At 69.3% G+C, this 23,612-nt stretch carries 22 protein-coding genes and 4 pseudogenes; 15 read left to right on the top strand and 11 right to left on the bottom strand.

Features of this window, described 5'->3' with window-relative positions; translation table 11 throughout:
• The first annotated feature begins 77 nt into the window (after window positions 1-77).
• Complete coding sequence (locus tag ACK1X7_RS00730; protein ID WP_413116839.1) at window positions 78-689, top strand: nucleotidyltransferase domain-containing protein; 612 nt, start codon at window positions 78-80, stop codon at window positions 687-689.
• An 84-nt stretch (window positions 690-773) separates the two neighbouring features.
• Window positions 774-1,151 (top strand): nuclear transport factor 2 family protein, encoded by a 378-nt coding sequence (locus ACK1X7_RS00725; protein WP_018088611.1) that lies wholly within the window; start codon window positions 774-776, stop codon window positions 1,149-1,151.
• Window positions 1,152-1,304: 153 nt separating this feature from the next.
• Here the strand turns inward: ACK1X7_RS00725 and ACK1X7_RS00720 are convergent, their stop codons facing one another.
• The 3 genes from ACK1X7_RS00720 to ACK1X7_RS00710 all read right to left on the bottom strand — a co-directional run bounded on the left by ACK1X7_RS00720 (window position 1,305) and on the right by ACK1X7_RS00710 (window position 2,982).
• Window positions 1,305-2,426, bottom strand: a complete 1,122-nt coding sequence (locus tag ACK1X7_RS00720; protein ID WP_413116838.1) for an IS630 family transposase — start codon at window positions 2,424-2,426, stop codon at window positions 1,305-1,307.
• A 158-nt stretch (window positions 2,427-2,584) separates the two neighbouring features.
• A complete protein-coding gene (locus ACK1X7_RS00715; RefSeq protein WP_385153685.1) occupies window positions 2,585-2,755 on the bottom strand; it encodes a hypothetical protein in 171 nt (56 codons plus the stop codon).
• On the bottom strand, window positions 2,755-2,982 hold the full coding sequence (locus ACK1X7_RS00710; RefSeq protein ID WP_390795800.1) for a hypothetical protein: 228 nt from the start codon (window positions 2,980-2,982) through the stop codon (window positions 2,755-2,757). Before ACK1X7_RS00710 ends, ACK1X7_RS00715 begins: the two co-directional genes overlap by 1 nt.
• A 59-nt stretch (window positions 2,983-3,041) precedes the next feature.
• Here ACK1X7_RS00710 and ACK1X7_RS00705 point away from each other — a divergent pair.
• Together ACK1X7_RS00705 and ACK1X7_RS00700 are read left to right on the top strand one after the other, a co-directional pair.
• A pseudogene (locus tag ACK1X7_RS00705) lies at window positions 3,042-3,092 on the top strand (hypothetical protein); the annotation flags it as partial.
• A gap of 104 nt (window positions 3,093-3,196) precedes the next feature.
• Window positions 3,197-3,538 carry an aldo/keto reductase gene (locus tag ACK1X7_RS00700; RefSeq protein ID WP_413114500.1) on the top strand — a complete coding sequence of 114 codons (342 nt, stop codon included), beginning with the start codon at window positions 3,197-3,199 and terminating at the stop codon, window positions 3,536-3,538.
• A gap of 202 nt (window positions 3,539-3,740) precedes the next feature.
• On the opposite strand, the gene ACK1X7_RS00695 is transcribed toward ACK1X7_RS00700, so the two are convergent.
• Window positions 3,741-4,451 (bottom strand): GntR family transcriptional regulator, encoded by a 711-nt coding sequence (locus ACK1X7_RS00695; RefSeq protein ID WP_390795793.1) that lies wholly within the window; start codon window positions 4,449-4,451, stop codon window positions 3,741-3,743.
• A 105-nt stretch (window positions 4,452-4,556) separates the two neighbouring features.
• Between ACK1X7_RS00695 and ACK1X7_RS00690 the strand changes: the two genes are divergently transcribed.
• The 5 genes from ACK1X7_RS00690 (at window position 4,557) to ACK1X7_RS00670 (ending at window position 12,004) form a co-directional block, all read left to right on the top strand.
• On the top strand, window positions 4,557-7,946 hold the full coding sequence (locus ACK1X7_RS00690) for a molybdopterin-dependent oxidoreductase (RefSeq protein WP_413114499.1): 3,390 nt from the start codon (window positions 4,557-4,559) through the stop codon (window positions 7,944-7,946).
• Window positions 7,947-7,975: 29 nt separating this feature from the next.
• Window positions 7,976-8,941: an ornithine cyclodeaminase family protein gene (locus ACK1X7_RS00685; protein WP_390795795.1), complete on the top strand. Its 966-nt coding sequence runs from the start codon at window positions 7,976-7,978 to the stop codon at window positions 8,939-8,941.
• Window positions 8,938-10,395, top strand: a complete 1,458-nt coding sequence (locus ACK1X7_RS00680) for a short-chain fatty acid transporter (RefSeq protein ID WP_385158252.1) — start codon at window positions 8,938-8,940, stop codon at window positions 10,393-10,395. Before ACK1X7_RS00685 ends, ACK1X7_RS00680 begins: the two co-directional genes overlap by 4 nt.
• Window positions 10,396-10,406: 11 nt before the next feature.
• Window positions 10,407-10,661: a hypothetical protein gene (locus ACK1X7_RS00675; protein WP_413114498.1), complete on the top strand. Its 255-nt coding sequence runs from the start codon at window positions 10,407-10,409 to the stop codon at window positions 10,659-10,661.
• Window positions 10,662-10,753: 92 nt separating this feature from the next.
• Entirely contained in the window at window positions 10,754-12,004 is a 1,251-nt protein-coding gene (locus tag ACK1X7_RS00670) for an MFS transporter (protein ID WP_385158249.1), read from the top strand.
• 14 nt (window positions 12,005-12,018) lie between these two features.
• Here ACK1X7_RS00670 and ACK1X7_RS00665 read toward each other — a convergent pair whose 3' ends face one another.
• Complete coding sequence (locus tag ACK1X7_RS00665) at window positions 12,019-12,822, bottom strand: hypothetical protein (RefSeq protein WP_413114497.1); 804 nt, start codon at window positions 12,820-12,822, stop codon at window positions 12,019-12,021.
• A 112-nt stretch (window positions 12,823-12,934) separates the two neighbouring features.
• Here ACK1X7_RS00665 and ACK1X7_RS00660 point away from each other — a divergent pair, with 112 nt between their 5' ends.
• A complete protein-coding gene (locus tag ACK1X7_RS00660) occupies window positions 12,935-13,093 on the top strand; it encodes a hypothetical protein (RefSeq protein ID WP_390795990.1) in 159 nt (52 codons plus the stop codon).
• Between the two features lie 30 nt (window positions 13,094-13,123).
• Entirely contained in the window at window positions 13,124-13,609 is a 486-nt protein-coding gene (locus ACK1X7_RS00655; protein WP_398159146.1) for a VOC family protein, read from the top strand.
• 28 nt (window positions 13,610-13,637) lie between these two features.
• On the opposite strand, the gene ACK1X7_RS00650 is transcribed toward ACK1X7_RS00655, so the two are convergent.
• Entirely contained in the window at window positions 13,638-14,555 is a 918-nt protein-coding gene (locus ACK1X7_RS00650) for a LuxR C-terminal-related transcriptional regulator (protein ID WP_413114496.1), read from the bottom strand.
• Between the two features lie 80 nt (window positions 14,556-14,635).
• Complete coding sequence (locus tag ACK1X7_RS00645) at window positions 14,636-16,507, bottom strand: amidohydrolase (RefSeq protein ID WP_413116837.1); 1,872 nt, start codon at window positions 16,505-16,507, stop codon at window positions 14,636-14,638.
• Between the two features lie 1,057 nt (window positions 16,508-17,564).
• Between ACK1X7_RS00645 and ACK1X7_RS00640 the strand changes: the two genes are divergently transcribed.
• Complete coding sequence (locus ACK1X7_RS00640; protein ID WP_385156228.1) at window positions 17,565-18,014, top strand: DUF523 domain-containing protein; 450 nt, start codon at window positions 17,565-17,567, stop codon at window positions 18,012-18,014.
• 238 nt (window positions 18,015-18,252) lie between these two features.
• On the opposite strand, the gene ACK1X7_RS00635 is transcribed toward ACK1X7_RS00640, so the two are convergent.
• The 3 genes and pseudogenes from ACK1X7_RS00635 to ACK1X7_RS00625 all read right to left on the bottom strand — a co-directional run.
• Window positions 18,253-19,113: an ornithine cyclodeaminase family protein gene (locus tag ACK1X7_RS00635; protein ID WP_390795986.1), complete on the bottom strand. Its 861-nt coding sequence runs from the start codon at window positions 19,111-19,113 to the stop codon at window positions 18,253-18,255.
• A gap of 26 nt (window positions 19,114-19,139) precedes the next feature.
• Window positions 19,140-19,238: pseudogene (locus ACK1X7_RS00630) on the bottom strand (proline racemase family protein); the annotation flags it as partial.
• A 198-nt stretch (window positions 19,239-19,436) separates the two neighbouring features.
• A pseudogene (locus tag ACK1X7_RS00625) lies at window positions 19,437-19,592 on the bottom strand (nucleotidyltransferase); the annotation flags it as partial.
• Between ACK1X7_RS00625 and ACK1X7_RS00620 the strand changes: the two are divergent.
• The 3 genes and pseudogenes from ACK1X7_RS00620 to ACK1X7_RS00610 form a co-directional block, all read left to right on the top strand.
• A pseudogene (locus tag ACK1X7_RS00620) lies at window positions 19,593-19,950 on the top strand (Tn3 family transposase); the annotation flags it as partial.
• A gap of 316 nt (window positions 19,951-20,266) precedes the next feature.
• Window positions 20,267-20,389 carry a hypothetical protein gene (locus tag ACK1X7_RS00615; RefSeq protein WP_385156234.1) on the top strand — a complete coding sequence of 41 codons (123 nt, stop codon included), beginning with the start codon at window positions 20,267-20,269 and terminating at the stop codon, window positions 20,387-20,389.
• 120 nt (window positions 20,390-20,509) lie between these two features.
• Window positions 20,510-21,502: an aldo/keto reductase gene (locus ACK1X7_RS00610; protein WP_385156237.1), complete on the top strand. Its 993-nt coding sequence runs from the start codon at window positions 20,510-20,512 to the stop codon at window positions 21,500-21,502.
• A gap of 319 nt (window positions 21,503-21,821) precedes the next feature.
• Here the strand turns inward: ACK1X7_RS00610 and ACK1X7_RS00605 are convergent, their stop codons facing one another.
• On the bottom strand, window positions 21,822-23,609 hold the full coding sequence (locus ACK1X7_RS00605) for a thiamine pyrophosphate-binding protein (RefSeq protein WP_413114495.1): 1,788 nt from the start codon (window positions 23,607-23,609) through the stop codon (window positions 21,822-21,824).
• Window positions 23,610-23,612 lie beyond the last annotated feature (3 nt).

Genomic DNA, 23,612 nt, shown 5'->3' with positions numbered 1-23,612 from the left:
GGGGGCCGTTCCGTACAGTGAGTCTCATCGCCCGGCCTTGTGCGTCGGTTCAGGGGAGCCAGGGGAGTATGAGCGGCATGACACGTCTCCGGGGTCCGTTTGGCAGGTGGGATCCCGCATCGCTGAGCGAGGTTGTCGCGAGGTTCTCCGGCTTGGAGTCCCGCTGGTGGGTGGCTGGGGGACTCGCGATCGAGCTCGCGGTGGGCCGCCGAATCCGGAGCCATGGGGACGTCGATGTCCTGCTGTTGCGGCGTGACCAGCTCATGGCCCAGCAGGCGCTGTCGGGCTGGCAATGGTGGGCCGCCGACCCGCCGGGAAGCCTGCGTCCGTGGGTGCCGGACGAGGTCCTGTCCCTGGGAGTGCATGACATCTGGTGCCGAGCCGGGGCCGACGATCCATGGCGCATTCAGATCATGATCGACGAGTCCCGCGGCCGGGAATGGGTGTCACGGCGTGACCCTCGGGTGCGCAGGCCGATCAGCTCGCTGGGGATGACCTCGGCTGAGGGTGTCCCCTTTCTTGCTCCGGACGTTCAGCTCTACTACAAGGCCAAGACACCTCGACCCAAGGACGAAGAGGACTTCGACGCTGCCCTGCCCGTGCTCACGGATCAGCAGCGACGCTGGCTCGTCGACGCGATCTCCAAGACGTACGGACCTCACCCTTGGATCAAGCGCCTGCATGCCTAGTGCTGTGACCGGGATGGTTCACCGTGGGTGGGAGACGGTTCACGGGACGAGCGCGGTCCGCGAGGCGAGTGGTATTACTGGTGCATGCAGGAAGAGACCGCGCGGTCCGCGATCGACACGTTCATCTCCGCGTTCAACGCCTCGGACGACAGCTATGTGACTGCGCTGCTCTCCCAGGCCCTGACCTCGGACGTGGTCTTCTGGGGGCCGTTGGGTCGCAGTGAGGGGATCGAGGCGGTCGAGCGGTTCGTGCTGGACATCCGGCGCCACCCGGCGGGGACCGGCACGATGGTGCGCTGTTCGGCGGTGGACATGCCGGGCGAGTGGGCCCGGTACCAGTGGGTCTTCACGACGCCGGATGGAGGCCCCCGCCTGGCGGGAACGGACGTCGTCCATCTGCGGCGGAGCCTCATCGACCAGGTCATCGTCTTCGCGGGGGAGATCGAGCCGTCCGCCTCCTGAGTCATTCTCCTCTGGCGCCGTCCTTCTCCTGAACCGGCCCCGTTCGGGGCTCCGGGTCTGCCCAGCCGAGATCATCTTCACTGCGCTTCGGTCGTCCGCGCTTGGCCACGAGCGGACCGATGATGCGCTGTGGCTGTGTAAGTTCGCGGTTGGTCAGGCTGCGGTGTTGAGCGGGCGTCCGCCCCAGCGGATGCCCTTCTCGCTTCGGATGCGGGCGCGTTCCCTGCGTTCGGCGGCCAGGACGTCGCGGTGGCGGGCGTTGGCGTTGCGCCAGCGTAGATAGGCGTGCAGGGCTCGTGTCTGCACGGTGTGGTTGGGGTGGTTGGAGTTGGCGATGGTGAACTGCCTCAGCGGTCCGAAGTGGGCCTCGATGGGGTTGGCCCATGAGGCGCAGGTCGGGGTGAAGCACAGCTCGGCCTTGTGCTTTGTAGCCCAGCGGCGGATGTCGGTGCCTTTGTGGGCGGACAGGTTGTCCAGGATCACGTGGATGGGGGCGCCGTCGGGCCGGGCGGCGCGGATCGACTTGAGCGCGGCCAGCGTGTTCGCGGCACCTTTCTTGCGGCGGTTGACGCCCCACAACATGTCGTCGCCGACCGAGTAGCAGCCGTGGAAGTACCGGACTCCATGGGTGCGGTGGTAGGTGGCCGGCACCCGGTCGGAGTGTTTCCGTTCGGCCCAGCCCGAGCCTGCGGTGGGCCGGATCCCGAGTGGGCCGAACTCGTCGAACGCGAAGACCCGGTCGGGGAAACGGTCCAGGACGTGCTCGATCCGGTCCAGCTTCGCCTCGCGGTCGGGGTCGGGGTCGGTGGATTCCTTCCAGGTCTTGGTGCGCTGGAAGGTGACTCCACGGCGGGCGAGCAGGCCGCGTAACGCCTCGCGGCCGATACGGATCACTCGGCCGTGGACTGTGCGCAGATAGGCGACGAGTTTGCGTAGCGACCAGCGAGTGAAAGGCTGGCCGAGCTTGGTGGGGCGGGTGGCGGCCGTCTGGACGACGAAGTCCTCGTCGTCATCGCTGAGCAGGCGGGGACGGCCTCCCGCCCACCGAGGGTCCAGGCAGGCCAGGCCGATCTCGTTGAACCGGTGGATCACATCGCGCACGGTGTCCTCGTCGGCCGCCACGGCGATCACCGGCACCCGATTCCCGCCGGCCGAGGCCAGCAGCATCATCGCGCGCCGATAGCGCACCGAGTTGGTGCTGCCCCGGCGCACGATCTGCTGCAGCCGCTGCCCTTCCTGGTCGGTCAGTCTGCGCACACGGGCAGGCTCGGCCACCGCGCCAGCAGCGGTCGGATCGGACGTCACCGCACATCCAACCGCCACGACGACCAACCCGGCGAACCTATGCGGTCACAGCACCAGCTTCAAGGCCGCGATACCTGGCGGTGCCTCACCGGCGCCGTGGAGATCACCGGTTGTGGTCGTCGGCCCCGTCAGCCGCGTTTCGCCGACGTCCCGGCCCGCAAGCCGTCGACGAGCAGGTCGAGCATCCGCCCGGCCTGCTCGCGGTCGTCGGTCGCGAGGAAGATCCCTACCAGGGTGCTGACGACGTCGTCGGGGCGCACGTCTGCCCGGAGCGTGCCCTCTCGCGCCCCGGCGGCGATCAGCGCGCCGACCGCGCCGTTGATGTTCGCTCGCGCGGGGCGGAGGCGATCGTGTCCTCTGCGGTGATCGCCTTGTGCGTCTCGGCCATGCCGCGCTTGGTGGCGATGAAGTCGGCATGGTCGTCCATCCACGTGCGCGGTGCGGTGACGGGCTCGTGCTCGGTGAGCAGCGGCTCCACGCGGGAGCACAACTGCGAGCGCTCGGCACGGTAGGCGGCGTGCGCCACCTCGAGGAGGCGGTCCCGATTGCGCCGGGCGTCCCGTCGCCCGCATCGGCCACGGCGCGATGCAGCTCGAGCACGGTGACGACGAGCCCGCCCTCGCTGTGCTGCGTCGGGCCGCCGAGCTGGGCTTCGACCACATCGACACCGCCGAGTTCTACGGAGCGGGCCGCGTCAACTCGCGCATCCGAGCCGCACCCATCCCTACCCCGGGCACCTGGTGCTGGCCGGCAAGGTCGGCGCCACCAGCGACCCGGGCGGCCAATACGGGCTGCGTCCGGCGCAAAAGCCCGCCGAACTGCGCTCCGAGCTGGAGGCGAATCTGCGCACGCCGGGCGCCGGGCTGATCGGCGGAATCGGCCTCTGCCGCGTCGACGCGGACCAGCTACGGCACGCCCTGCCGGCCGGCGTCGTCTGCGTGCAGAACGCCTACAGCCTCGTCGACCGTTCGTCCGAGCCCGTGCTCGGCCTCTGCCGCGAACACAACATCGCCTGGGTGCCGTACTTCCCGCTCGGGTCGGGGTTCCCGGAGCTGGAGGCGCTGACCGTGTTGGAGGGATGAACCGGGCTTCCGTCGAAGTGGTGGACAACCTCGTGGCTGGTGTCCTCGTCCGCGGCCACCAGCCGAGCGATCATCGGCACGGCGCTCCCGTCGGCCGGGGTCGGCGGCACCATTGCCCGCCGGTAGCGCACCGCGCTGGAGCTGCCCCCAGCGGTTACGCTGCCGGCGGCTTCAGCTCTCCATCGCCGAACTCCCCGCTACGTCATTGCTTCCCGCCCTCTCGCGGCGGGTGATCGCGAGCGGGGGAGACGCTGTGAGGTCGCGCCCAGTCGGAGCGGACATGCAGTAGGTGCTGGCGGATCAGGTCCTCCAGGCCGTTCATGTCGTTGCGGGCGATGGCTTCGAGCATGTGGTGGTGCTCGTGGGCGGAGTTGTCGAGAACCCCCCGTTCCGCAAGTGCCTCGAGGCCGTACAGCCGGGTCTGGTCCCGCATTGCGGCGACAGTGGCCACCAGGCGCCGGTTGCCACACAGTTGGAGCAGGCCGAGGTGGAAGCGTCGGTCCGCTTCGAGGAAGCCGACGACATCACCTTCTCGAGCCGTTTTCGCGATCTCGTCCGCGATGACCGTCAGGCGTGTGAGGTCCTCGGGCTGGGCATTCGCAGCCGCTTGTAGCGTGCCGGGGACCTCCAAGAGCAACCGCATGGTATAGACCTCGTCGAGGTCGTGTTCGCTCATGGGGATCACTCGGTAGCCGCGGTTGCGGACGGGCTCCATAAGGCCCTCGTTCACCAGTGTCAGCATGGCTTCCCGGACCGGACTGCTGGAGACGCCCAGCCTGGTCGCCAGGGCCGCGGCCGAATAGATGTCTCCCGGTCGGATCTCCCCGGATACCAATGCCTGTCGGACCAGGGCAAGGACCTGTTCGCGCAGGTTCGTGCGCTGAAGCGGGCCGGTCAGCGCGTCGGGTGCCATCGGTTCTCCGTTCATCTCTTCAACTCTTCTTGACGTGGCTCCCACCTGGATGCATCTTAACGTCTTACCGGCGACCGGTGGTCGGTAACCGGTTACTCAGGAGTAATGATGACTGAGAAGCACGGGTACTGCACTCTGTGCCGCTCTCGATGCGGTGCTGTCTACACCATTGAGGCAGGTGCGCTGCGGGGAGTGCGGCCCGACCCCGAGCATCCGACGGGTGCGGCGATGTGCCCGAAAGGACGCGCGGCACCAGAAATCGTGCACAGCCCGGACCGCCTGACCCAGCCGCTTCGGCGGACCACTCCCAAGTCCGATCCGGACCCCAGGTGGGAGCCCATCGGCTGGGAGGAAGCACTGAGCGAGACCGCCGAAAAACTAGGACGGATCAAGGCTCAGGACGGCGCGGAAGCTGTGGCCTTCGCCGTGACTTCGCCCAGCGCTACCGCACTGTCGGACTCCATCGACTGGATCGAGCGTTTCATCCGCCTCTTCGGCAGCCCCAACACCTGTTACTCCACTGAAGTGTGCAACTGGCACAAGGACTGGGCCCACGCCTTCACGTTCGGAAGTTCACTGCCGACCGCGGACTTCGCCGCGACAGACCTCGCCGTGCTCTGGGGCCACAACCCCGCCAAGACATGGCTGGCTCAGTCGACGGCCCTGGCGCAAGCCCGAGCGGATGGAGCCCGCCTGGCGGTCATCGACCCCCGCCGCTCGACCAGTGCGCTGGAAGCGGACCAGTGGCTGCGGGTCCGCCCCGGTGCGGACGCGGCCCTCGCCCTGGGCGTCGCCCGGCTTGTGCTGGAACGTCATGGCTACGACGACGCATTCGTTCGGGCCTGGACAAATGCTCCCCTGCTCGTTCGCCATGACACAGGACACCTTCTGCGTGCCCAAGAGGTCGATCCGGACCTCGACGGCTACGTCGTCTGGGACACCGCTGACGACACCTGGCGGTCATACGACACCCTCCGCGCCGCGCGGGACCCCGGCCGCTTCGCCCTGCACGGCATCCATCGAGTGCGTACCCGCACCGGCACGGTCGACTGCGAGCCCGCCTTCGAGCGGTACCGCGACGCCTGCCGGCCGTGGACCGTGGAGGAAACCGCCCGCACCACCGGCATCGAGCCGGCGGAGCTGACCGCCTTCGCGGACGCACTCATCCGGGCACGGTCCGTGTCCTACCACGCATGGACCGGCGTCGGGCAACACGCCAATGCCACCCAGACCGAGCGAGCCATCGCCACGCTGTACGCGCTGACCGGCAGCTACGACGCGCCCGGAGGCAATGTCATATGGCCACGGCACGCCCTGAATCCGGCCACCGACCTGACCCAGCTCCCACACGACCAGCGGGCCAAGGCCCTCGGCATGGCGGAACACCCGCTCGGCCCCCCTGCCCAGGGCTGGATCAGCGGTCGGGATCTGTGCCGCGCGATCCTGTCGCAGGATCCCTACCCGGTACGAGCCTTGGTCGGATTCGGCAGCAACCTGGTGCTCTCACAGCCGGATCCGCGACGCACCGCCGCCGCTCTTCGCAACCTCGACTTCTACGTGCACCTCGATCTCTTCCCCAACCCCACCTCCCAGTTCGCCGACATTGTGCTTCCGGTCAACAGCCCCTGGGAACACGAGGCGATCAGGGCGGGATTCGAGATCAGCCGGCGGGCCCAGGAACACGTCCAGCTCCGGCCGCGCATGGTGGAGCCGGTGGGCCAGTCCCGCTCCGACACCGAAGTCGTGTTCGACCTTGCACAGCGTCTGGGTATGGGCGCCGACTTCTTCAACGGCGATGTCACGGCCGGCTGGAATCATCAACTGGGGCCCCTGGGGTTGACCGTCGACGAACTCCGCCGCCATCCTCGCGGCCTGCGGGTCCCACTCGAAACGGTCTACCGCAAGTACGCCCGGAGCACCGAAGACGGCCGGGTCACTGGGTTCGCCACCCCGACCCGACGGGTCGAGCTGTACTCGGAACGGCTCGCGTGGCACGGCTACTCCGCTGTCCCCATCCATTCCGCGCCCGGTACCGAACCCGACTCCCGCTACCCGTTGTTGCTGACGTGCGCGAAGAACGGCTACTTCTGCCACAGCCAGCACCGCGGGTTGTCCTCCCTGCGCAAGCGCAGCCCGGAACCCACTGTCGACATCAGCGGAGCACTGGCACAGCGGCGCAACATCAGCGATGGCCAGTGGGTGGCGCTGTCCACGCGCATGGGGACGATCCGCATGCGCGCACGTATCGACCACGATCTGCACGAGGATGTCGTATGCGCCGAATACGGCTGGTGGCAGCAGGCTCCGGACCTGGCACTGCCGAGTTTCGATCCCTATGACGAAGCCGGCAGCAACTACAACCTCCTGATCGGCGACGACGTACGCGACCCGATCAGTGGGTCGGTGCCGATGAGGTCCAGCAGTTGCGACATCCAACCCATCGCGACGTCTCTATGGGAAGGGACCAAGGAGTTCGTCATCGTCTCCGCCGTACCGGAAGGACCCGATGTCCTGGCCTTGAGCATGGAACCCGCCGACGGTTCGGAGCTGCCCGATTTCAGGCCAGGCCAGCACATCACCCTCGGCTTCTCCACCACCGGCCCCGCAGGCGCGGAACGATCACCGGCACGTTGCTACTCCCTGACCGGCCCCGCGCAGGACAAGGACCGCACGTCGTACAGCATCGCCGTACGCCGCGTGCCGGACGGACAGGTCTCCGGCCAGGTGCACGCAACCGCGATCGAGGGGAAACGCGTGCATCTGACGGCACCGGCAGGACTCTTCGCCATCCCGCCCGACATCAGCCGGCCAGTCGTGCTCCTCGCCTCCGGAATCGGGATCACGCCGTTCATCGGCTACCTCGAGACGCTGGCCCGCGGCGGCGGCAGTGTCCCCGAGGTCGTACTGCACTACGGCAGCCGAAATTCCACCTCACACGCCTTCCGGGACCGCATGAGCGAACTGCGGGACGCCATCCCGCAGCTACGCGTCCACACCCACTACAGCCGACCGGAACCCCACGACGCCATCGGCCGCGATTACCACCACTTCGGACGCATCAGCGCCACCGACGTCGATGCCCGACTCATCGAACGCCGCGCCCGGTTCTACCTCTGCGGACCGGAGGCCATGCTTTCCGACCTCACCACCGGCCTTGTCGGCCGAGGCGTGCCGCGCTTCGACATCTTCACCGAAAGGTTCCACGCCGCCCCACAGCGCGTCGACATCCCCGAAAGAGCACAGGCCACCGTCCGCTTCACCCGCGCCAACCGCGAGGTCACCTGGCGCAGAGAAGACGGCACCCTGCTGCAACTGGCCGAGAAGGAAGGGATCCGCCTGCCCAGCGGCTGCCGCTTGGGCCAGTGCGAAAGCTGCGCCATCACCGTCCTGGACGGGCGCGTCGCGCATCTGGTCACCCGCCCGGAGGACCTGGCCGACGACCAGTGCCTGACCTGCCAGGCCATGCCCGTGACCGACGTCACTCTCGACGCCTGACCGCCTGACCGCCTGATCGAAAGACGACGATGCTGAATATCGACGCCCAACAGACCATCGAAGCACTGCCGTTCCACGACCTCATCCCCGCGCTCCGGCAAGGTTTCGTCGACGGCGCCAGCACTCCCGCCCGCCACCACCACACCGTCGACGCCGACACCGACGCCACCCTCCTGCTCATGCCCGCCTGGTCCCACCGCCAGTTCCTGGGTGTCAAGCTCGTCAACGTCTTCCCCGCCAACGCCCGCCACGGCAGGCCGGCTCTGTCCTCCGCATTCGTCCTGGCCAGCGCCGCCACCGGGGAGCACCTGGCCATCATCGACGGCAATGAACTGACCCGGCGCCGCACCGTGGCGACCTCCGCTCTGGCCGCCACCTACCTCGCACGCCCCGAGAGCACCACCCACCTGGTGGTCGGAGCCGGGCATGTGGGCAGTCTCGCCGCCGAGGCGTACCGCAGCGTCTTCGACATCCGGAGTGTGCTCGTCTACGACCGGTCCTCCGGCCACGCCCATCGCCTGGCCGACACCCTGAAGCAACAAGGGCTCGACGCCCGTGCCGTCGCCGACCTGGCCCCCGCGGCCGCCGAAGCCGACATCATCAGCTGTGCCACCCTCGCCACCGAGCCCGTCATCAACGGCGACTGGCTGGAACCCGGCACCCACCTCGACCTCATCGGCAGCTTCCGCCCCACCATGCGAGAGGCTGACGACCGGTGCATACGCCGCGGCACCATTTTCATCGACACACCACAGGCCCTGCACGAATCCGGTGATCTGACGCAGCCCATCGACGCCGGCCTCCTCACCCCGGACGACATCGCCGGAACCCTGCCCGACCTGTGCGCCGGCACCATCCCCGGCCGCCGCACCCAGGAAGAGATCACCGTCTTCAAAGCGGTCGGCAGCGCACTCGCCGACCTCACCGCCGCCTCGGCGGTCTACCGCTCACACGGCCCGTCCCCCCGGGCCCACGCCTGCCAGGAGCCATCATGATCGAGCAGAGGCCCGAAGAGGGCGGCGACTGCGCACCGCAGCAACCGCCACGCGATGGATTCCTCGCCCGCGCTGCTACCCGCAGCGCGGCCGTGGCCGAACGGTGGTTCCCCAACACCCTCGTCTTCGCGCTCCTGACCGTGGCCGTCGTGGCCATCGCGGCAATGGGTATCGGATCAGGTCCCGCAAAGGTCGCCGCTGTCTTCGGCAACGGCTTCTGGGACCTGATCCCCTTCACCATGCAGATGGCCATGGTCGCCATCGGCGGTTATGTCGTGGCCACCTCCCGCCCCGTCCAGCGAGTCATCATCCGCCTCGCCCAGATCCCCGCCACAGAGCGGGGCGCCGTCGCCATGGTCGCCACCGTCAGCCTCACCTCCGCCCTGCTGAACTGGGGACTCAGCCTCATCTTCAGCGCCCTGCTGGTCAGGCGCCTGGCCGAACGCGACAATCTGCGCGTCGACTACCGGGCCGCCTCAGCGGCCGCCTACCTCGGCCTGGGCGGTAGCTGGGCCCTCGGTCTCAGCTCCTCGGCCGCTCAGCTCCAGGCCAACGCGGAGAGCCTGTCGCCGTCCCTGCTGTCGATCACCGGCGTCATCCCCTTCCGGGAAACCATCTTCACCTGGCAGTCCCTCACCCTCGCGGCTGTCGTGATCGTCGTCTGCGTGTCCATCGCCTACCTCACCGCTCCACGTGGCGACAGCGTGCGCACCGCGGCCGACCTCGGCATCGACCCCAGCGACCCGGTCGAAGACGACGAGCCCCGCACCCGGCCGGGGGAGTGGCTGGAGTACAGCCCTCTGCTGACCTTCGTCGTCGTCGCCCTCGTCGCCGGATGGGCCGTGCAGGAGTTCGCCGGCAAGGACCCCATCGTCGCGATCTCCGCACTCAACACCTACAACCTGCTCTTCCTGACGCTCGGCATGCTGCTGCACTGGCGCCCACGCCGGTTCCTCGCGGCGGTGACCAAGGCGGTTCCGGCCACGGCCGGCGTGCTCATCCAGTTCCCCTTCTACGCCGGCATCGCCGCCATCATGACCCAGGCCACCAACGGCGGGGGCGACAGCCTGTCCCACTACCTGGCCTCGGCCTTCACCGGCGTCGGATCCTCGGCCCTCTTCCCGCTGATGATGGGCGCCTACTCCGTCATCCTGGGTTTCCTCATCCCCTCCGGCGGCGGGAAGTGGATCATCGAGGCGCCCTACGTCATGCAGGCCGCCAACGACCTCAACGTCAACCTCGGCTGGACCGTCCAGGTCTACAACGCGGCCGAAGCACTTCCCAACCTCATCAACCCGTTCTGGATGCTCCCGCTGCTGGGCGTCCTCGGCCTCAAGGCCCGCGACATCGTCGGCTACACCTTCCTCTACCTCGTCGCCCTGCTGCCGATTGTGCTCGGCCTGCTCACCCTGCTGTCCACCACGCTGCCCTACCACCCGCCTGTCCAGCCCTGACGACCTCGTGTGTGCACAAGCTTGTCTTCGTCGACCGGCGGCCGGCCACACTGATGAGCCTGCGCCACGGCACCACTCATGACGTGCCGGCCCGCTGGTTCGGCGTGGACAGCTCCACCATCACGTGCGTGCTCGGCGAGGTGCGCGAGGCGCACTCCTCACGGCGTATCCGCGTCGAGCACGGCATCGCACACAGCCCTCGACATACCACGGCCGATCACGCACGAGGTCGTTGGTCGGTGTCTTCAAACGCGCGTACGTGCTGAGGTCGTCGAACACATTCCGTTGACTGAGGGTTGGCCGCGGCACGACACTGTCGCCCTGGTCGGGATCAACGGCATACATGGGGCGGTGTGCGGTGGCTGGCTCGGACACGGCCCGTGACCTGCAAGTCAAGGAGACCTCGTCTGATCCGTCGCTGTGGACAGCGGCCTTCCGGCTGTTCTTCACCGCCCGCACCACCTCTTTGCTGGGCGACGCGATGCTCCCTGTCGCGATCACGGCCGCCGTGATCCGGGCCGGATACGGGGCGAGTGGGGTGGGCTATGCGCTCGCCGCGCTCGTAGCGCCGTTCGCAGCACTGATCATCTTTGGCGGGGTGCTGTCCGACCGCTTCGGTGCCCGGCGGCTGATGGTCGTCTCGGACACAGCTCGGCTGTGCTCTCAGGCGGTACTGGCGCTGCTGTTCCTGCTGGGTACGCCGCGGCTGTGGCAGATCCTGGTGCTGCTGGCCCTGATCGGGGCGGGCAGCGCAATCTTCCAGCCGGGAGTCGCCAGCATCACCCCGCGCATAGCCCAGGACGTACAGAAGGCCAACGCCACACTCCGCATCTCGGAGTCCGTCACCGCCGTGATCGGCCCGTCGCTGGCCGGCCTGCTGCTGGCGGTCTCCTCACCGGCGACGGTGGTCGGCCTCGACGCCTTGACCTACGGGGTCAGCGGCGTCTGCCTACTCCTGCTCCGCTCGGTCCCGATGGGCCCGGCCGCGCGGGACGGCGAATCGTCGTTCCGGGCCGATCTCGTCGAGGGATGGCGGGAGTTCCGGGCCAGGACCTGGCTGTGGAGCGTCATCGTCGTCTTCATGCTCTGGCAGTTGGCCGGCGCCGGTCCCACCATGACCCTCGGCAACAGCACGCTCGTCACCGACTACGGAGCATCGACGTTCGGCTTGGTCATGTCGTCCCTCGGGGCGGGAAGTGTGCTGGGCGGGGTCGCCGCGATCAGGCTCCGTCCGCGATATCCGCTCCGGGCCGGCGCCCTCTCCATGATCCTTTGGGCGCTTATGCCGTTGGGGGTCGCTCTCGGCCTTCCCGCGCCGCTCATCGCCGGGTGCTACGGGGTGAGCGGTGTGGGCATGGCGTTCTGGATCGTCATGTTCCACACGAGCGTGCAGACGCACATCCCGCAGGACGTCCTCGGCAGGGTGCACGCCTACGACGCGGCCGGCTCGCTGGTGATGAAGCCGGTCGGGCAGGCACTGGCGGGGCCGCTCGCGGTCGTCGCGGGGACGGTGCCGCTGCTGAGCGTATCCGCGTCGATGGCGCTCGTCGCCTGCGCCCTGCTGCTGGCAATCCCGGCCGTGCGCGGCCTTGAGCGCGTCGAGAGCTAGCAGTGCCCGTACCCTCATCGAGGACGGCCGCTGCGGTGGGCGGCTCTTCGGCTCCCCGGCGGGTCATCGCGAGCGACGCACCGCCGAGTGCTCGTGATCTCGTAGCGCACCGTGCGCGGGGTGCTCGACGTGACCTTGAACGCGTACAGCGTGCCGATCCGGGCGTCGGGCGGCCGGGGCGTGGTGAAGCCCGGTTTCGGGGCGTTGACCGGCTGGGGCTTGCCGGTGGCCTTCCCCGAGGAGTCCGTCTGTTGCAGGGACCATTCCTGATTTGGCGTCACTTCGCTCAGGTGCCAGTACGAGTCCGGGTCGCCCAGCAGTTTCTTCTGGTCGGTGCTGAAGGCGCCGGCGGCGCGCGCGGCCTCCCACACCCTGACCGCTTCCAGCAGCGCGGCCGTGTTCGACCCCGATGCCAGACTCTGCACGCTGGTCTCGAAGTTGATGCCCGCGTTCAGGGATGCCGCGCGCGCCATGGTGACTTCGATCTTCTGTAGGCTGTCGTTGCCGGAGAACCCCTGCTGCCCCATCATCCCGGGCAGATAGTTGGCGCGGTAGAAGGTGTTGCTGCGCAGTAGCTGCGCGTAGTCCGTCCTGCCGATCTCGCCCCAACTGGCGCGGGACCGGGCGTCCCAGGTGTTGGACGCGAGGTTGCTGCACTGCGGACCTGGCAGTCCACGATGGGGGCGGTCCGCGAGGCCAAGGGCTCGATCACCTGGGCCCAGGCCGTCACCGTGCTGTTCGAGTACATCGAGGATTTCTGCGACACCAGACGTATCCAAAAACGTCTTGAGCGGCTCGGCACCAACGAATGGGAGCACGCCTACCACGCCAGTCAGGCAACGACCGAAGGATTGAAATTATCCGCTCCCGCATCCACCCTGACCAGCCGAAACCGCCTCCCGCGAACCGGGGAAGCTCAGCCGGGCGGCGATGGGACGGTGGTCGGCGACGGTCGGTCTTTCGTCACCGAGTTGCGGACGGGCCCCGGGGCGCCTGGGCGGAGAGCTTGTCGACGGAGGTGACAAGCGGCAGCAGGTGCGGAAGCTGGACGAGAAGAGCAAGCTGGTCACGATCGACCTCGACTCCTGAGTGCCGAGCCATCCTGTCCTGAGGTGAGCCATGAATGTGGAAGCTGATATTCCGGGCTTCGTCGGCGTCCACCATCTGAAGCTGCCGGTACGCGACCTCGCCCGCTCCGAGGCGTGGTACGGGCGCACGCTCGGCTACCGGCGGGCAGCCGAGTTCGTCGAGCGGGGGGTGTTGACAGAGGTTGTGCTGAGCCATCCGGCCGGCGGACCGGACTTGGCGCTGCGGCTCGACCCGGGCCGGGCCGAGGTCGCCGCCGGCTTCGACTACTTCGCGATCGCGGTGCCCGACACCGCCGCGATCGAGGCGCTCGCCGCTCGCCTGGAGGCCCTTGGCGAGCCGCACGGCGGCGTCTGGCGCGGCCTGCGCGGATGGTTGCTGCCACTGCTGCATGACCCCGACGGTCACGAGGTGCGTTTCTACACCATCGAGGAACACACCTCGCGCGCGCCCGGTGAGGTCATGCGCATGGTGGACCCGCAGGAGGATGCCGAGCAGGTGCGGCCCGCCGCGCCGTAGGCGGCCCGACCAGAGGGTCCGCAGATGGTCACTGCTGCGGATCCCGCGAGAGGGCGTCGCGGAGTTGGGCCCTGGCGCGGATGCCGAGCTTGGGGAAGATCTTGTGCAGGTGGTAGCCGACGGTCCGGGGCGAGAGGTAGAGCCGGGCCGCGATGGCGCGGTTGGTCAGGCCCTGAGCGGCCAGTCCGGCGATCTGCCGTTCCTGCGCGGTGAGCTCGCTCGCCGGGGTCGCGGCCGTCCCTGCCGGGGCTCCTGCGGCCCGGAGTTCCGCGGCTGTGCGGTTGGCCCAGGGGCGGGCGTCGAGGCGCTGGAAGCACTCCAGTGCCGCGTTGAGGTGCGGGCGGGCCTCGGCGCTGCGGCGGCGCCGGCGCAGCCACTCGCCGAAGTCGAGCCGGGCGAGGGCCTTTTCGAAGGGCCAGCAGTCGGTGGCCGGGTCCTCGAGGGCGGTGCGGAAGTGGTGCTCGACGTCGTCGGTGTCGGTCAGCAGGGCGGCGGCCCGGTGGAGTACGGCGGCCAGACGCGGGGAGGGGTCGGGCTTCAGATGCCGCTCCACGGCGTCGACCACCGTGCGCGCGTCGTCCACCCGCTCGGCGCGGACCGCCGCGGCCGCCAGGTCGCCCAGGTAGTAGAGCGAGGCGTGGTAGTGGACGGGGGCCGGGCGGAAGTCATGGGTGAAGGTCGCCTTCTGGCTGGGGAAGACGTCCGCGAGCTGCGGCAGGATCGGGCCGGAGAAGGACTCGGCGGCCACGGTGCTCAGCACGGCCGGCACGTCGAACGCCTTGGCGGCCTTGGCCGGACCCAGGGTGGAGTTGATGCTCGAGGTGCGGTCGCCGCTGGCGGTGCCGAAGAACATCTGCGGCTGGTGGTCCACGAACAGTACGGCGCAGTTGTCGGAGGTCAGCAGATCGGGGCTGGGGGCAGCGGTTACCCGGGCGATGTCGACCATGACGAAGAACCTTTCTCAGCGAAGGGTGGGATGGTGACCCGGAGGGAGGAGGGGCACGTGCCGTCCTTCTTCCGGGAGTCTCAGAGGAAGCAGGTGTCGGACGGCGTGGCGGCGCCGTCCGGGATCAGGCCGCGCCGGACCCGCCATGCCCGGTGCAGCTCGGACTCGCTGACGGCCTCGCCCAGCGCCTCCGCCTGGCGTACGCCCGCCGGTCCGCGCGGGGCCGCCTGGTAGCCGCCGAAGTGCGCCACCGGGCTCCAGCCGGGGGTGATGGCCGGCAGCTCCTCGTCGAGGCCCTCGTACTCGCCGGCGGCGTAGACGATCCGGCCGCCGGTGACCGTGAGCAGCGACTCGATGTGGGCGATCTCCGGCTCGGGCACGGTGAAGTAGTCGTCGGAGAGGATCGCGAGGTCCGCGAAGAAGCCCGGGCGCAGGATGCCCTTGACCCCCTCCTCACCCGTCAGTTCGGCGCCGGCCCGGGTGAACATGCGCAGGGCTGTCTGCCGGTCGACACGGTTGGACCGGGGGCGGAGCACGAGGTCACCGGCATTGCGCCCGCTGATCAGCCAGTGCAGGGCGACCCATGGGTTGTAGGTGGAGACCCGGGTGGCGTCGGTGCCGGCGGCCACGGTCAGCCCGCGCTCCAGCATCTCCCGGATGGGCGGGGCGTCGGCGGCGGCACCGGGGCCGTAGCGGCGCAGGAATGCCTCGCCCTGGAAGGACAACCGGTTCTGCACGGACATCGCACCGCCGAGCGCGGTCACGCGGTCGAGGCTCTCCGCCGACACGGTCTCCCCGTGGTCGGACAACCACCGGTTCCCGGCCGGGAAGAGGCCCTCGGCGGCCAGCTTCTCGAAGACCGCGAGATCCCGGCGGATGGTCTCGTCATAGGTGGCGTGCAGCCGGAATCCCCAGCCGTTCTCCATGAGAAGACGCACCGCCTTCTCGAACTCCGGCTCGTAGTCGTCGAGTTCGGGGCGCGGCTGGTTGAAGTTCTCGAAGTCGGCGGCCGCCCAGGTGAGGTTCTCGCCCGCGCCGTTGAGACGCAGCCATTCGTGGCCGTCCCCGTAGTCCGCCATCTCGATCCAGCGGGTGAGGTCGGCCACCTCCTGGCCCGGGGTCTGCGGGAAGAGGTGATAGGCGATGCGCAGCGACAGCTCACCGGCCTCGGCCAGCTCGATGACGGTGCTGTAGTTCTCGGGGAAGTTCTGGAAGCCGCCGGCCGCGTCGATCGCGGACGTCAGCCCGAACCGGTTCAGCTCGCGCAGGAAATGCCGGGTCGAGGACTTCCGGTGCTCCTGGTCCAGCACCGGCGCCTTGGCCAGCGTCGAGTAGAGGATGAGGGCGCTGGGCGCGGCCAGCAGCATGCCCGTCGGCTCGCCGTCCCGGCCCCGCACGATCTGGCCGCCCCTCGGGTCGGGGGTGTCCTTGTCGAATCCGGCGACCTTGAGCGCCGCCCGGTTGAGGACGGCCGACTGGTACAGGTGCAGGACGAACACCGGGGTGTCCGGGGCGGCCGCGTTCAGCTCGGCGACGGTCGGCAACCGCCGTTCGGCGAACTGCTCTGCCGACCAGCCGCCCACCACCCGCACCCACTGGCCCTTGGGGGTACGCGCCGCCTGCTCGCGCAGCATCCCCAGGCCCTGCCGCAGCGTGGGCACCCCGTCCCAGCGCAGCTCCAGTACGTAATTGAGCCCGCCGCGAATCACGTGCAGATGGGCGTCGTTGAGACCCGGGACCACCCGTCGGCCGAGCGCGTCGACCACCTTGGTGGCCGAACCGACGTGCGGGGCCACGTCCTTGTCGTCCCCGACGACCGTGATCACACCGTTCCGGACGGCCATCGCCCCCGCCTGCGGGCGGTTCGGGTCTCCGGTGTGGATTTTCGCGTTGCGGACGACGAGTTCCGCGGAATCGTCGACGACCCGAGGAACCAGACCGCCGACCGGCATTGAGGACACGCTTGCGGGACCCCCTCCGGGATGGGAATTGCGGTGCCGGGGTCCGTGTTTGCCGTCGGTCCGCCGCCGTGTGATCGGCCTGCCCCCGCCCGGCCGAGTGATGCTGCACGGCGGCGACCGTCCCGGTCGATCGCGGGACCGAGGCCGTGGCGCCGGTGGCGCCGGCGAGCGCGAACCCTCCGGTGAGAACGGCCGCGGAGGCGGCCAGGGCGATGTGCTTGCGAGCGTTCATGAAAGGGTTCCTTCCCCGTGTGAGCGATGAGGGTGGCGTGGGGTGAACCGCGCCGTCTGGCTTGCCCCACCGAGATTGCCGATCAACCTTGGCGTCGAGCCAGGGAGTTTGGCCGGTTGCCGTTACCGGACGTACTTCGCGTTCTTTCCGATTCGATCTCAACGAGCAGCGCGCCCGGATCGACCCCCATTTTGAGAGCACGCCATCCGAGGACTGCTCCTTACCGACTTTCAAGCACAACAACAGGGAACCGTTCGCGCATAAAAAGTCAGTGAATTCAGGGATCGCCGAACGGATGTTCTTCCTCGAAGGTGCCGACCCTGGTCACTGGCGCTCCGGTGAGCCGCCCGGTAGTGCGGAGAGTCCCGCGATCGGACTTTCGGACTTGTGGCTGGTTACGCACTGGGGCCGGTTCATCCTGGGGGACTACGGTGATCGGGCATCCGTAGAACAAATGGAACGCGGAGGCGAGACGCGAGCGGAACAGGCGGTCTTCAGACGGCTGTGCGAGAAGCGCCAGTGGGGTCGGCCAGAAGTTTTTCTCAAGGCGTATGCCAGGGTCGCCGCCGGCCTCGGAGAGCCACCTCCGCCGGGGACATGCCTGACATCGGCGGTGATTCCGCCTTCGAGGTGGAGCTGCGCGAGTTGGCGGTGACGCTGACCTTCGCCGCGGGCCAGCGTCTCTATGCAGTACCGGTTGCCTCGGCCTCGAGCCGAGTGAACTCCGTCTGGAGGTTGGTCGCGAGCTCGGTCAGGGACATCTCCGCTCCGCGGACCGACGACCGCACCAGCCCGCCGCATGGTTAACCTGGCGGCATGGAAGCAATCCTGGTGAGCGCGTGTCTGCGCGGGGTGCCGTGCCGCTTCGACGGACGTCATAAGGTTTCGGCGGAGTTCGAGGCGGCAGTGGCCGGTCGCGAGGTCGTCTCCTTCTGCCCGGAGGTCGCGGGCGGGCTCGCGACGCCGCGGAGGCCGGCCGAGCTGGTGGGCGGTGACGGGCACGACGTGCTCGACGGGACGGCGCGGGTCGTTGCGGACACCGGGCATGACGTGACGGAGGCGTTCGTGACCGGTGCACGGCGCGCCCTTGCGGCGGCGCGGCAGGGAGGCTGCACGGAGGCGCTGTTGATGCCGCGTAGTCCATCGTGCGGACGGGGTGTGGTGTACGACGGATCGTTCACCGGGGAGCTGGTGCCGGGAGACGGGGTGACTACGGCGCTGCTCGAGCGGAACGGGATCGCCGTGCGGCCCGCACCGGGCGTGTGAGGTTACATGTCCCGGCGATGGACAGGCATCCGCCCACCGTGCCGGTGGCGGGGCCGAAGCGATGAGCCGGGCCGGATGGACGCGGTTGCGGTCGGTGTGCTGGGCGGGTCCGAATGCGGCGGCTGAAGCCGTCGGCGGGAACATGGGTGTTGAGCGGGGCGGCGCGTACGGCGTGGGGAGCAGGACCTGCCCCCACGCTCGACACCGCACCCTTGATCGCCCGGCCAGGACGGCTAGTTCATATCCCGGCTGCCTCGAAGTGGGCCGCGGCGAGCACCAGGTCTTCCCAGGCCATGCCTACGCTCTTGAAGAAGCGCGGCCGGTCCGGGGAGATCTCGTGCCTGCCCGATACGACATCGGCCAGGCACACCAGCTCGCCGGGATCGACGGCGCCCGCCTGGACCGCCTGGACCACATCGCCGGCTTCGCGCAGCGCGGCCGAGACCGCTTCGACGATCACCGTGGACCTGGCGACCACCGTTTCGTCGACCTCCCGGGCGTCGGGCTCGTGCGAGCCGACGGCCACGATGGTCGCCGATGCCGGCAGCCGGGCGCCGTCGAACAACGGGGTGCGTGCCGTCGTGCAGCACGCGACGATATCCGCGTGCACGATGTCGTCCACGGTGCCGACCCGCGCCCCGGCCTCGGCCGCGAAAGCGCGGGCACGGTCGGCGTTCCGGCCGATGACCGCGACGTCCTGGATCGGCCGGACGCAGCGAAGGGCCTCGAGATGGGACCGGGCCTGCGGTCCTGTTCCGAACAGGACAAGTCGGCTCGCGTCCGGCCCGGCCAGCGCGTCGGCGGCCACCGCCGACACGGCGGCGGTGCGTACGGATGTGAGGGCGATCCCGTCGAGCAGGGCCAGCGGTGTGAGGGTCTCGCCGTCCAGGAGCAGGTAGTTGCCCTGAATGCGGGGGAGGCCACGGGCCGCGTTGCCCGGTGCCGCGGTCACCATTTTCACCCCGGCGTAGTTCCTCCAGTGCGCGGGCATGAGCAGGAGCTGGCCGTGTGGCACCGGGACGACGGAGCGCGGCGGCCCCGCCTCCGGGTCCAGTCCGTCGAGCAAGCTCTTGCGCAGGACATCGATGGCGGCCGCCATGGGCGGGGCGCCTTCCAGAAACGGGATCACAGGTAGAGGCCCTCCGGGAGCGAATCCTCCGGGTCGAGGAAGAACTGCGCGGTTCCGGTCAACCACGCACGACCAGTGATCGTAGTGATGACGGCCGAAGGATCGGACATGACCGAGTGCTACGACCCCTACAGCGCGCTTCCTCCGGTACCGGAGTTCGTACTTCGCAGCACCGACGTCGCCGACGGTGAGTGCGTGTTTCCAATCAGTAGTCAGGTGTAGTTCGGTGAGCGTGGCGCCGTGCCGTGCTCCGCTGGATGGCTGCGTAGGTGAGAACGGCCCGTCCCTGCCCGTCAGGGACGCGGGGCCTTCTCGCCGTGCACGGCTGTGTATTCGACTGCGAGCCAAGGGCCGAGGTCGTTGATGAGCATCCCGAGTACCGCCTGGTCGGGTGAGGGTGCACGGCCAATGGACGCGGCGATGCGCATCTGCTCGACGCGCTCTGGGTAGTCGGGTGTGAGGCGCTGCTGGTCGCCGAGGCCCGCAACGTCGGCTGGCGGCCCGTGCTCAAACCCGGGATGCCCGCCCTGACCCGTGACCGCCTCGCGCACGTCAACGCGAACTACCTGCGCCTGGACACCATCCGCGCCGCGAACGCCGCCCTGATCGACGCCCAGGCCGGGATCGGGTCGGCGCAGATGTGGGGCGGCGGGCACGTCGCGAGCGTGGACGGGACGCGGTTCGTCGTGCCGGTCAACACCCTCCACGCCGGGCCCAACCCGCGCTACTTCAACCGGAAGAAGGGCGCGACCTGGCTGAAAGATGGTCAACGACCAGGCCGCCGGGCTCGGCGCGAAAGGCGCACCATGAAAGCCCAGGGCAACCTCCAGGAAGGCCGCCACGCCCTCGGCCGGGACCTGTTCCACCGAACTGCGCCAGCGCTACTACGAAGGCATGGAAGACCAGCTCTGTGCCCTCGGCCTCGTGTTGAACGCGGTCGTGCTGTTCAACAGGTGCACGATGTCGAGGACGAGGACGAGGACGAGGACGAGAACTCGGGTAGGCGCCACTGCGCAGGCCGGCCCCACCGGCAGACGTGCTGTGATGCGGTCGCCGCAGGCTTTGATGGCGGGAACTGTCGGGGCGGTGGTCTGGGCGCTCTTGCGGCTTCGCCGCCTTCGACGTGGACTCGGGCGGCGGCGGGCCCACCACCGCGATGCACGTCACCTACTACGCGGTGTCCGGGCCCTGTGGCGACCTGCTGCCGGTGGACCGCTTCACCCTCACCCGCTCCCGCCGCGCCTGACCCGCCGGCGGGGGCCGGTCCTCCGGCTTGACTTCGAGCGCGCTCCAAGTCCTAGTTTCGGAGGCGTTCGTCAGTGCTCAAGGTACCGCCCGGTCCGCCGGGCAGGAGGAGTATCCGCGCATGATCACCCGAACCACGCTCGGCTCGCCCGGTCTCACCGTCAGCGCGATGGGCCTGGGGTGCATGGGGATGAGCGAGAGCTATGGCGCCGCCGACTGGGACGGCGGCCTGGCCACCATCGACCGGGCCCTGGAGCTGGGCATCACGTTCCTGGACACCGCCGACGCCTACGGCACCGGGCACAACGAGGTGCTGGTGGGCCGGGCCATCCACGGCCGCCGGGACCAGGTGCGGCTGGCCACCAAGTTCGGCATCGACCGCAGTGCCGGCGACCGGGCACGCCACATCCGCGGTGCCCGGGACTACGTGCTGCGCTCCTGCGACGCCTCGCTGCTGCGGCTGGGCGTCGAGGTGATCGACCTGTACTACGCCCACCGCCCGCCCCAGGACGTGGAGATCGAGGAGACCGTCGGGGCGATGGCCGAACTGGTCGAGGCGGGCAAGGTCCGCCATCTGGGCCTGTCCGAGGTCGACGGCGAGCTGCTGCGCCGGGCGCACGCGGTGCACCCGATCACCGCGGTGCAGAGCGAGTACTCGCTGTGGACCCGCGACGTCGAGGCGGTCACCCCGGTGATGGCCGAGCTGGGGGTCGGGCTGGTGCCGTACTCGCCGCTGGGGCGGGGGTTCCTGACCGGCACCCTGGACCGCTCCACACTGGGCGAGAAGGACTTCCGGCGCACCAACCCCCGCTTCGCCGGCGAGGCGGGCGAGGCCAACGAGAAGATCGCGCAGACCGTGCGCGAGGTGGCCGACCGGCTGGGTGCCACCCCGGCCCAGGTGGCGCTGGCCTGGGTGTACGCCCAGGCCGAGCGGCTCGGGGTGGCGGTGGCGACCATTCCGGGCACCCGCAGCCCTGCCCGGCTGGAGCAGAACGCGGCCGCGCTGGAGCTCACCCTGGACGCCGGGGCGCTGGCCGCGCTGGACCCGCTGAGCGACCAGGTGATGGGCGAGCGCTACACCCCCGCGCACACCGCTGAGGTCGCTCGGGGTTAGCGGTGGGCTCGACGCGCACGACGTCCAGCTCGACGACGTCGTCGACGTCGCGCCCACCGGTGACCTCGCCGGTCACGACCAGCCGGGGTCGGGCCGGCGGTTGAGGTTGTTCGGTTCGAGGTTCGGGTGCCGCGCCAGTTCGTTGCGGAGCGGTGGGGGTGGGTTTCGGAGTCACGGGCGAGGCGACGGTGGTGCATGAGCCGGCCGGTTGGGTCGGCCGCGCGGTGAGGCGCTCGCCGTGGAGCGAGTCCTTGTCGCGCGCGGCCTCCCGCCCCGCAGCCGCTGCGAGCGCAGCGGCTGCGGAGTCTGGGAGAACTCCTCAGAGGTGCTGCTCGGTGGACCGAGTGCGCTGGTACTCCTCCTGCCGTTCGTCCGTGATGTACGCCGGCACCGGGAAGTCCCACCAGCCAGGCACCCAGGGGCCGGCCGCGTCACGGTCCGTCGGGACTTCCACCAGGGCGGGTTCGCCCGACTGGACTGCCTTGTGCAGGGTCGGCTCCAGGGAGTCGGCGTCCGATACCTTCCACGATTCGATGCCGAAGGACCGGCCCATGGCGGCGAAGTCGGGGGAGTAAGGCGTGCCGTCGGGATACGAGAACTCCGTGCCGATGTGCCGGGAGGTCTGCTTGCGCTGGCCACCGCGGATCGACATGTAGCCCGCGTTGTTCTGGACGACGAAGACCACCGGTGCGCCGGTGGTGACGCTCAGAGCGATCTCCTGCGCGGTCATGAGGAAGTCACCGTCGCCCAGGACGCACACCACGGGGCGGTCCGGCCGGCCCAGCTTGGCGCCGACCGCGGCCGGGATGGCCCAACCCATGGAGGAGAAGCCGCCCGAGGTGAGGTGAGTGCGCGGGGAGTACACGGGGAAGGTCTGCTTGACCGCACCCTGGGCGTTGCCCGAGCCGGCGACGATGATCGCGTCGCGGGGAAGGGCGGAGCGCAGGGCACCCAGCGGGCGCTGTGAGGTGAAGGGGAAGCGGTCGCTGTCGCGGCGCCCGGCGAGCGTCTCCTCCCACTGCTCCTTGAGAGTGGCCAGCTCGGCCAGGTATTCGGAGCGATCGGCACCCTGTGCGGGCAGGGAGCCGACGATCGCGGCCACAGCTCGCTGCGCGTCGGCGACGATACCCACCTCGGCGGGGTAGTTCTTACCGATCTCGTGGGGGTCGATGTCGATGTGAATGAGCTTCGCCGGCGGAATGGAGAAGCTGATGCCCTTGGCGTAGCTGGAGGCCGACCAGTCGGTGAAGCGGCAGCCGACGGAGACCACGACATCGGCGGAACTGGCGATCGCGTTGCCGACCAGTGTGCCGGTCTGACCGACGCTGCCGGCGAACAGCGCATGGTCCTCGGGAAAGGCGCTCTTGCCGTTCCAGGTGGTCACGACCGGAATCTGCCAGCGTTCGGCCAGAGCCAGGACCTGGTCGGAGGCATCGGAGGTGACGGCGCCACCGCCGACGACGATGACCGGCCGGGCGGCTCCACGAAGCACCTCAACGGCGCGGTCCACCGCTTCCGGGTCGGGGTGCTGGCGTCCGACGGGCACGCGTCGCGCCAGGTCATGCAGGTCGACGTTCGCGGCCTCGGCTTGCACGTCCATCGGCACCTCGAGGTGCACGGGACCCGGGCGACCGGTCAGCATGGAGTTGAAGCAGCGGTGCAGGACGAAGGGCAGCTCCTCGACGCGGGTGACGACCCAGTGCCGTTTGCTGACGGCCTCGGCGACCTTGGGGAAGTCGTTGGCCGTGTAGCGGTCGAGTTCCTGAAGCAGGCCATGGCCGCGCATGTGGGTCGGCGGACCGCCGGTGATGACCAGGACGCTGGTGGAGTCGGTGAAAGCGGTCCCCATCCCGATCACGGTGTTGCTGGCGCCCGCGCCGATGGAGGTCACCGCGGCCTGGGGACGGCCGGTGACACGGTAGTAGCCGTCGGCGAGGTGGACGGCGCTCTGCTCGTGGAAGGTCTGGATGAACGGGATCTTGGATTCGTTGTCAAGGAAGGCGTCGGTCAGAGACCAGATGCCGTGACCGGGAATGCCGGCGACGTAGTCGACGCCGTAGTTGCGCAGGGTCCGCGCGACGATCTGGCCTCCGGTGAGGACAGGCATGTG

Origin of the sequence: Streptomyces sp. CY-1, assembly GCF_047218265.1 — a bacterium.
Lineage (GTDB): Bacteria > Actinomycetota > Actinomycetes > Streptomycetales > Streptomycetaceae > Streptomyces > Streptomyces niphimycinicus.
This window is presented reverse-complemented; position numbering and strand designations above follow the sequence as displayed.

Bases quoted from the DNA above. Each gene is read 5' to 3' on its own strand.
- ACK1X7_RS00730 (WP_413116839.1), top strand. From the start codon at position 78: ATGACACGTCTCCGGGGTCCGTTTGGCAGGTGGGATCCCGCATCGCTG.
- ACK1X7_RS00725 (WP_018088611.1), top strand. From the start codon at position 774: ATGCAGGAAGAGACCGCGCGGTCCGCGATCGACACGTTCATCTCCGCG.
- ACK1X7_RS00695 (WP_390795793.1), bottom strand. From the start codon at position 4,451: ATGGCACCCGACGCGCTGACCGGCCCGCTTCAGCGCACGAACCTGCGC.
- ACK1X7_RS00690 (WP_413114499.1), top strand. From the start codon at position 4,557: ATGATGACTGAGAAGCACGGGTACTGCACTCTGTGCCGCTCTCGATGC.
- ACK1X7_RS00685 (WP_390795795.1), top strand. From the start codon at position 7,976: ATGCTGAATATCGACGCCCAACAGACCATCGAAGCACTGCCGTTCCAC.
- ACK1X7_RS00680 (WP_385158252.1), top strand. From the start codon at position 8,938: ATGATCGAGCAGAGGCCCGAAGAGGGCGGCGACTGCGCACCGCAGCAA.
- ACK1X7_RS00660 (WP_390795990.1), top strand. From the start codon at position 12,935: ATGGGACGGTGGTCGGCGACGGTCGGTCTTTCGTCACCGAGTTGCGGA.
- ACK1X7_RS00655 (WP_398159146.1), top strand. From the start codon at position 13,124: ATGAATGTGGAAGCTGATATTCCGGGCTTCGTCGGCGTCCACCATCTG.
- ACK1X7_RS00650 (WP_413114496.1), bottom strand. From the start codon at position 14,555: ATGGTCGACATCGCCCGGGTAACCGCTGCCCCCAGCCCCGATCTGCTG.
- ACK1X7_RS00645 (WP_413116837.1), bottom strand. From the start codon at position 16,507: ATGCCGGTCGGCGGTCTGGTTCCTCGGGTCGTCGACGATTCCGCGGAA.
- ACK1X7_RS00640 (WP_385156228.1), top strand. From the start codon at position 17,565: ATGGAAGCAATCCTGGTGAGCGCGTGTCTGCGCGGGGTGCCGTGCCGC.
- ACK1X7_RS00635 (WP_390795986.1), bottom strand. From the start codon at position 19,113: ATGGCGGCCGCCATCGATGTCCTGCGCAAGAGCTTGCTCGACGGACTG.
- ACK1X7_RS00610 (WP_385156237.1), top strand. From the start codon at position 20,510: ATGATCACCCGAACCACGCTCGGCTCGCCCGGTCTCACCGTCAGCGCG.
- ACK1X7_RS00605 (WP_413114495.1), bottom strand. From the start codon at position 23,609: ATGCCTGTCCTCACCGGAGGCCAGATCGTCGCGCGGACCCTGCGCAAC.